The 394-nt window shown below is 44.7% G+C and carries 1 protein-coding gene; it reads right to left on the reverse strand.

Annotated features, from left to right (window positions below; genetic code table 11):
• Window positions 1-47: 47 nt before the first annotated feature.
• Window positions 48-197 (reverse strand): hypothetical protein, encoded by a 150-nt coding sequence (locus UF06_RS27035; protein WP_171816779.1) that lies wholly within the window; start codon window positions 195-197, stop codon window positions 48-50.
• Window positions 198-394 lie beyond the last annotated feature (197 nt).

The following is a 394-nucleotide window of genomic DNA, read 5'->3' on the forward strand; positions in this document are numbered from 1 at the left end:
GCACGTTCCATCACATACGACATAGAAATGATTGGATTGGTTGGAAACTAGACATGACGAAGAATATCTCCAGATTGATAAATCACATGACCCAACAGCAGTGGCAGCAGTTCAAGCTGAGGATATATTCGTCTCTGGACTTCATCGAAAAGCTGAGCGAGCAAGTGGTTATGTTGCGGCAGGGGGAATTCGAGCATAACAAGCGGCCTTTCCGAAATGACTTTATTCTTGCTATTTTATACCTCGGAAAACATCGCTACTACCACCTTTATAAATCGTTCCTTGGTCGTTAAACAAGATAATTGATCGCTCCTTAACTTCGTAGTGCCTGTGCACCGTTTCCTCCCAAGCCGTTTTTTTCGTGCTCCACAAGCTGGTTACGCTTACCCCAGCA

This window comes from Vibrio sp. S234-5 (assembly GCF_000960595.1).
GTDB lineage: Bacteria > Pseudomonadota > Gammaproteobacteria > Enterobacterales > Vibrionaceae > Vibrio.